General features: G+C 72.1%; 6 protein-coding genes. 3 read left to right on the top strand and 3 right to left on the bottom strand.

Translation table 11 applies throughout. From position 1 onward, the window contains the following. From ITI46_RS32650 to ITI46_RS32640, 3 genes are all read right to left on the bottom strand, one after another. The coding region (locus tag ITI46_RS32650; RefSeq protein ID WP_209243567.1) for a DUF3492 domain-containing protein at positions 1 to 1,180 on the bottom strand (1,180 nt) is incomplete at its 3' end. Between the two features lie 329 nt (positions 1,181 to 1,509). Continuing rightward, entirely contained in the window at positions 1,510 to 3,024 is a 1,515-nt protein-coding gene (locus tag ITI46_RS32645; protein ID WP_209243566.1) for a DUF3152 domain-containing protein, read from the bottom strand. Further along, entirely contained in the window at positions 3,024 to 4,076 is a 1,053-nt protein-coding gene (locus ITI46_RS32640) for an alpha/beta fold hydrolase (protein ID WP_209243565.1), read from the bottom strand. Before ITI46_RS32640 ends, ITI46_RS32645 begins: the two co-directional genes overlap by 1 nt. A gap of 235 nt (positions 4,077 to 4,311) precedes the next feature. Here ITI46_RS32640 and ITI46_RS32635 point away from each other — a divergent pair, with 235 nt between their 5' ends. The 3 genes from ITI46_RS32635 to ITI46_RS32625 all read left to right on the top strand — a co-directional run bounded on the left by ITI46_RS32635 (position 4,312) and on the right by ITI46_RS32625 (position 5,751). After that, positions 4,312 to 4,569 carry a hypothetical protein gene (locus tag ITI46_RS32635; RefSeq protein WP_209243564.1) on the top strand — a complete coding sequence of 86 codons (258 nt, stop codon included), beginning with the start codon at positions 4,312 to 4,314 and terminating at the stop codon, positions 4,567 to 4,569. A 162-nt stretch (positions 4,570 to 4,731) separates the two neighbouring features. Further along, positions 4,732 to 5,355 (top strand): TetR/AcrR family transcriptional regulator, encoded by a 624-nt coding sequence (locus ITI46_RS32630; RefSeq protein ID WP_209243563.1) that lies wholly within the window; start codon positions 4,732 to 4,734, stop codon positions 5,353 to 5,355. A 168-nt stretch (positions 5,356 to 5,523) separates the two neighbouring features. Then, positions 5,524 to 5,751 carry a DUF3107 domain-containing protein gene (locus ITI46_RS32625; protein ID WP_209243568.1) on the top strand — a complete coding sequence of 76 codons (228 nt, stop codon included), beginning with the start codon at positions 5,524 to 5,526 and terminating at the stop codon, positions 5,749 to 5,751. The last annotated feature ends 174 nt before the right edge of the window (positions 5,752 to 5,925 follow it).

Raw genomic sequence — 5,925 nt, 5'->3', positions numbered from 1 at the left:
GACCGTCGGCACGCCCGCCCCGACCGTCGGCACTTACGCCGAGCCCATCTGCACGTGCGCCCGGCACGGTGTCCGCCCGCCCGCCCGTCTCGACGATCCGCAACCGCGCCGTCGGCAGTTCCTCGTGCACTCCGGCGAAAGCGTGCAGCAGTGTGCCCAGATCCTTGGCCGGGCTGCTGGTGCCCACCCACACCAGAGTCGGCTCTCCGGCAGGCTGCGGGCTCGCGGACGGCGGCAGATCGGCGGCCCGCTCCCCCACGGCGTCGAAAGGCGCCGAGTCCATCCCCGGGTAGACGGTGCGCAGCCGGGCACTGTCGGCACCGCACCGCTCCTGCCACCGCCGCGCGTGCGCGTTCCCCGGAGTGATCACCTGTGCCTGTGCGTACGCCTCCCGGGCGAGCCGCCGCTGGAAGGAGGCGAGCAGCGCGCGTACGGGCGCGCCCGCGACGCCGCGCGCGACGGCGCCCAGGGCGCTGGTCAGGTAGTGCTCGCGCAGCCGTACGCCGTACTCGCTGATCAGCAGCGGCACCCCGAAAGCCCGCTTGGCCAGCAGCCCCGGCAGCGCGGCGGGCCCAGCTCCCACGGCGTGGCACAGGTCAGCGACCGACAGCCCGGGGTCCTCACCCCGCTGTCCGTACCAGTCCAGTGAGAGGGGGCGCAGGGCGCGCTCCAGGCGCTCGGTGACCGCGAGCAGATCGGAGACCTGCGCCGCGTGCGCCGCAGGGAGCGCACCCGGCGCACGGCAGGCGGACTCGAGGATGCGCACCGCACTCTCGGAGCGGAGCGCTGTGGCCAGTCCACCTCGCTCGGCGGCCAGTTCGGCGAGCCCGTACAGGCCCGTGGCGAAACGGTCCGTCAGCCCGTCGGTGCCGCAGACCGCTTCGGCGAGCGCCGCGAAGTGCTCGCGGAAGCGCCGCTTCTCCCGCCGCCCGTAGGGGCCGCACGCGAGCCCGCGTGCGCCCCCGACGGCGGGCCCGGGGCCCCACAGCGGCGCGGTCCGCACCAGGGCGACGTTGGGGGGCAGCCGGCACCAGCCGCTCTCCTCCTGCCGGGCGCTGCGGCTGAGGGCGTACACCGCGAACTCATGGCCGTCCAGGCCGCGCAGCAGGCGGTCGCACCACAGCGCGGACTCACCCCTCACATAGGGATAACCACCCTCCGTAAGCAGTGCGATGCGCACGTGCGCACCCCCGATCACTCTCGTGGCGTGCCGCGCGCCGGACGAGGCTCAGCGTGTGGCGCAGCGGCGGAACGTTGAAGACGCAGCAGACGCTATGCGTGCGCCCGCACCGCGTGCTGGACGGTTGTCCGTCACGCCACCAGAAGGGGTGAACACCCGTGACTTTCGTGCGAGTCGCGCGTTCGCACGTACTCGCCGCGGCGAACAGCAGGCAGCCGGCAAGCAACTGGCAAGCGTTCGGCACGCAGTCGGCAGCCGAAGGCGCAGGTGAGCCCGCACGCCTTACCAGGCGTGTCTCCTCCCGGGCACGCGAGACCTCAGGAGCGGCCCTAACCGCGCGGGAACGGCCAGGCGTTGACGCGGCAGGTCTTGCCGTGAGTGGTCAGGTACTTGGTCTGCTGCATCATCACCGGCGCCGGCTTGCCGTCGGCCGGGCAGCCCACATGCCCGTGGCCCAGCCGGTGACCGACCTCGTGGTTGATGAGCATCTGCCGGTACGCGTGCATCTTGTCGGGGCCGTACGTCTCGGCTCCGCGCGCCCACCGCCACGCGTTGATCATGATGCGCTCGGTGGCCGCCGAGTCGCAGGAGACCTTCTCCTCACTGGTGTCCAGTCCGGACTTGGCACACCACTTGTCGGTCGTACCGGGACTGGCGAGAGTGATGACGAAGTCGGCCTTGCCGGAGGAGACCCGCTCGAAGCTGCGCTTGCCGCCGTGCGCCCAACTGCGCTCGTCGTTGAGCGTCTTGTGCACCGCCTCCGCGAACAGTTTGCCGTCCAGTGGCAGTCCGTTCTCGACGTCGACGCGGTAGCGCACCACCTCGCCCTTGCCCGGACCCTTCTCGTGGCCGGGCACCGGCGTGAACTTGCCCGAGCCCTTCAGGTCGTCCGCCAGCGGGTACTGTCGCGCCATCTTCGCCTCGTACGAGGCGGGCTCGCCGCCCGGGGTGGGGCGCGTGCCACGGTCGGCGCGCTCGGGCGCCGAGGGCACGTCGGCACTTTCCGGGGTGCGCTCCCCCGTCTTCAGCCCGCGGGCGGAGTCCCCTGAGCCCTGCTCGCCGCCCGTGACCTGGGCCGCGACGACGAACGCCAGCACTGTCGTGATGGCCGCGGCGACGACCCCGGTGGCGGCACGGCCGCGACCGCCCTTCCGCGGCTGCGGGTCCTGCTCGGCGGACGTCTGCGGCGCACCGGTCGGCGGATCGCCGACAGCACCGTCGCTGAACCCTCCCGTCCCGTCGCCGGCAGCCGGCCGGGGCGGCGCGGCAACTGGCGCCTGAAAGGGTTCCGCCGGGCTCCTGCCGGGCGGGCCGGCGCCGGGGGCGCCCGCAGCGAAGACGTCGTCGTCGAAGGCGTCCAGATACTCCTGACGCGGCCCGCTGGACCGCCCCCGCTGACCGGGCACCTGGCCGTAGCCATAGCCCTGGAGGTGGCCGTTCCCAGGGCCGTGGCCCTGCCCGCGGCCCTGCCCGCGGCCGCGGAAAGCCGAGGGGCCGCCCTCCGGCTGCTGCGGGTGGCCGCCGCGGGCCGGCTGCTCGCCGGTGAACGCGGGTACGCCGTGCGCGGGGGTGCCCTGCGGCTCAGGACGCCCCGTGGGCCGCCCGCGCCCCGCGGGTACGGCGGATGACGGTGCGCCAGGGATGGTCCGGGTGCCGCTCGCTGGAGTGCCGTACTCCGGTACGCCATCAGCGCCGTACTCCCGTACGCCATCAGCGCCGTACTCGCCGGTGGGGCTGCCGGGGCGGACCCGGGCAGCAGTTGCGGGACCGGGGGGTTCCGATATCTGCGAGCGCTCCTGGCCGCGCCCGATACCGGCCTTGCCCTTGCGGCTGTGGCGTCCCACTAGTCACCTTCCGGAGTTGCCGGCGCCCGAGTGGGCGCACCGGCCGAGTCGTTCCGCCGCCGTATCGCCGTGTCGGTGTCGTCGATCAGCTCGCGAACGGCAGCCGCGACGATCTCCGGATACTCCATCATGGCGACGTGACCCGCGTCCGGCAGTGCGAGCAGCCGGGAGTCACGGAAGGCGGCCGAGGCCCGCCGCGCCATACGGAAGGCGACCAGCTGGTCGCGCCCACCGTAGACCAGAAGCGTGGGCGCCAACACCCGCTCGGCCTGCCGCCACAGCGCGTGCTGCCCGCCCAGGGTGTAGGCGTCGACGATGCCCCGCGTCGAGCGGACCATGGCGTCCCAGAAGTACGGCAGCTTCTCCCTGCGCGCGTACTCCTCGGCGGCCACGGCGAAGTCCTCGGGCGAGACGCGTGCGGGGTCGCCGTAGCAGAGCCCGAGGACACCACCCGTGCGCCGCTCGGGGGGCCAGTCCCGGGTCAGCCTGGTGAACAGTGCGGCGATTCCGGGCACCGCCAGCATCGCGGTCGGCCAGGCGGTGCGCTGCGGAGGGATCTCCGGAAGCGCGGGCGAGACGAGCGTCAGCGTCCGTACGAGGTCGGGCCGCATGGCGGCGACCCGGGTCGTCACCGCGCCGCCCAGGGAGTTGCCCATCAGGTGCACCGGGGCGTGACCGCAGGAGTCGAGATAGCGGATGACGGCGCGGGCGTGCCCGGAGACCGAGTAGTCGCCGCTGTCCGGCGGCGGGGAGTCGCCGAAGCCGGGCAGATCGAGGGCTTCGCCGCGCACATCGGGGGCGAGCTCCCGCATCAGCGTTGACCAGTTGAGGGACGAGCCCCCCAGCCCGTGCACATACAGCGCGGGCGGGCGGGTATCGCCGGCCGGGTCCGTGCCGTCGGCACGCAGCGCCCGCAGAGCCAGCGTCAGCCCGGGCAACGAGACCGTCCGCATCGTCTCGTGCTCCCCGATGCGGGACCGCGTCAGCGAGGGCGACGGCGCAGCAGTGCGGGCCGCGGAGGCGGGGGCTCCCGGCTGCTCGGTCGATGACATGGAGCAATGTTACGAGACGATCACACGCGCCCTCACGTGTTCACTGTCACAAGAGGAAGCACACTGGTGTACAGGGGAGTGCACGGGTCTTCGCCCACCGCGACCGGCGCCGGGCAGTGTCCGGACGTATGCATTACGGGAGCGGGAGGCATGCGGCGTGCGCCCCCGGTGACCCGCTCGTAGTCTCGTAAGTAGGGCCCGCATGGTCGGGCCCCGCCTGGAAAGGGGTGTCGGCATGTCTGTCGATCCGACCGATCCGGAAACCATCGACCCCTATGACGCCTATGACGCCTACGACTCCTACCAGGAGGAACCGGAAGGGGCAGGCGCCCACGAGGCCACCGAGGCTCCCGAGGCGGACACGGCTGAGCAGCAGGCCGAGCTGCTGGTGCAGCGTGATGACCCACTGACCGGGCGCAGCTACGAGGTCGACCCCGCCGACGCGGCGGAGCAGGCCCGCGTGGTGGAGCTGAACGAGGACGAATACCGATAACAGGACGAGTGCCGCCAAAGCGCCCGCCGGACCGGGACGCCGGAGGGAGCACACCCGGACACTGGAGCGAAAATTCGCGGCCGGGAAGCTACCACCCCCGTTACCGAAAAGTACGATGGCGGCGCAGCGCAGCTCGCGCTCAGGAACATTCAGGGAGGCGGCGTGACAGCCATCGAGCAGACCGAGGCGCGCCCGCGTGGCACGCGTCTGCCCCGCCGGGCACGGCGTAACCAACTGCTGGGCGCGGCTCAGGAGGTCTTCGTCGCGCAGGGCTACCACGCGGCGGCGATGGACGACATCGCCGACCGCGCCGGGGTCAGCAAACCGGTGCTCTACCAGCACTTTCCGGGAAAGCTCGAGCTGTACCTCGCGCTGTTGGACCAGCACTGCGAGGCGCTGCTCCAGGCCGTGCGCGCGGCTCTGGAGTCCACCACGGACAACAAGCAGCGGGTGGCGGCGACCATGGACGCCTATTTCGCCTTCGTGGAGAACGAGGGCGGTGCCTTCCGGCTGGTCTTCGAGTCCGATCTGACCAACGAGCCCGCGGTGCGCGAGCGCGTGGACAAGGTGAGCCTGGACTGCGCCGAGGCGGTCAGCGAGGTCATCTCGGAGGACACCAAGCTGCCCTCCGAGCAGTCGATGCTGCTGGCCGTGGGGCTGTGCGGGATGGCGCAGATCACCGCCCGCTACTGGCTGGGCGCGGGTCAGCAGATCCCGCGTGACGCGGCGGCCAAGCTGATCGCCTCGCTCTCCTGGCGCGGTATCGCCGGGTTCCCGATGCAGTAGGCACCCGGTGCAGCAGTGCACAGGGGCGCGGTTGTTCGCTGCTGGCGTGCGACCGCGCCCCCGCTGCGTCCCTGCTGAGAGCTAGGGTTGCTCCGTACGGCGCGGCTGGCCGCGCATCGCATCCCGGGCATCGCCACGGGATACCAGGACCGTCGGAGGGACATAGCCGTGGAGGTCAAGATCGGCGTGCAGCACGCGCCTCGCGAGATCGTCATGGAGAGCAAGCAGACTCCTGACGAGGTCGAGAGCACGGTGGCGGCGGCACTGGAGAAGGGCTCCGGGCTGCTCAGCCTCACGGACGAGCACGGCCGGAAGATCCTCGTCCCGTCGGACCGCATCGCCTACGTCGAGATCGGTGAGGCATCGGGCCGCAGGGTGGGCTTCGGCGCGATCTGACCGGCCGGCGCCACAGGCGCCCGCACGAGACGCACGCTTGAGACGCACATTGCGACGCACGCACGGAAAACGCACAGGTGTACGCCGCTGACAGCACAGGCGTACACAGCAGACGGCGGCTGCGGGATTCCTCCCGCAGCCGCCGTTTCAGCTTCCGTACCCCAGGGGAGGACG

Origin of the sequence: Streptomyces oryzae (assembly GCF_017676365.1) — a bacterium.
Taxonomy (GTDB): Bacteria; Actinomycetota; Actinomycetes; order Streptomycetales; family Streptomycetaceae; genus Streptomyces; species Streptomyces oryzae.
This window is presented reverse-complemented; position numbering and strand designations above follow the sequence as displayed.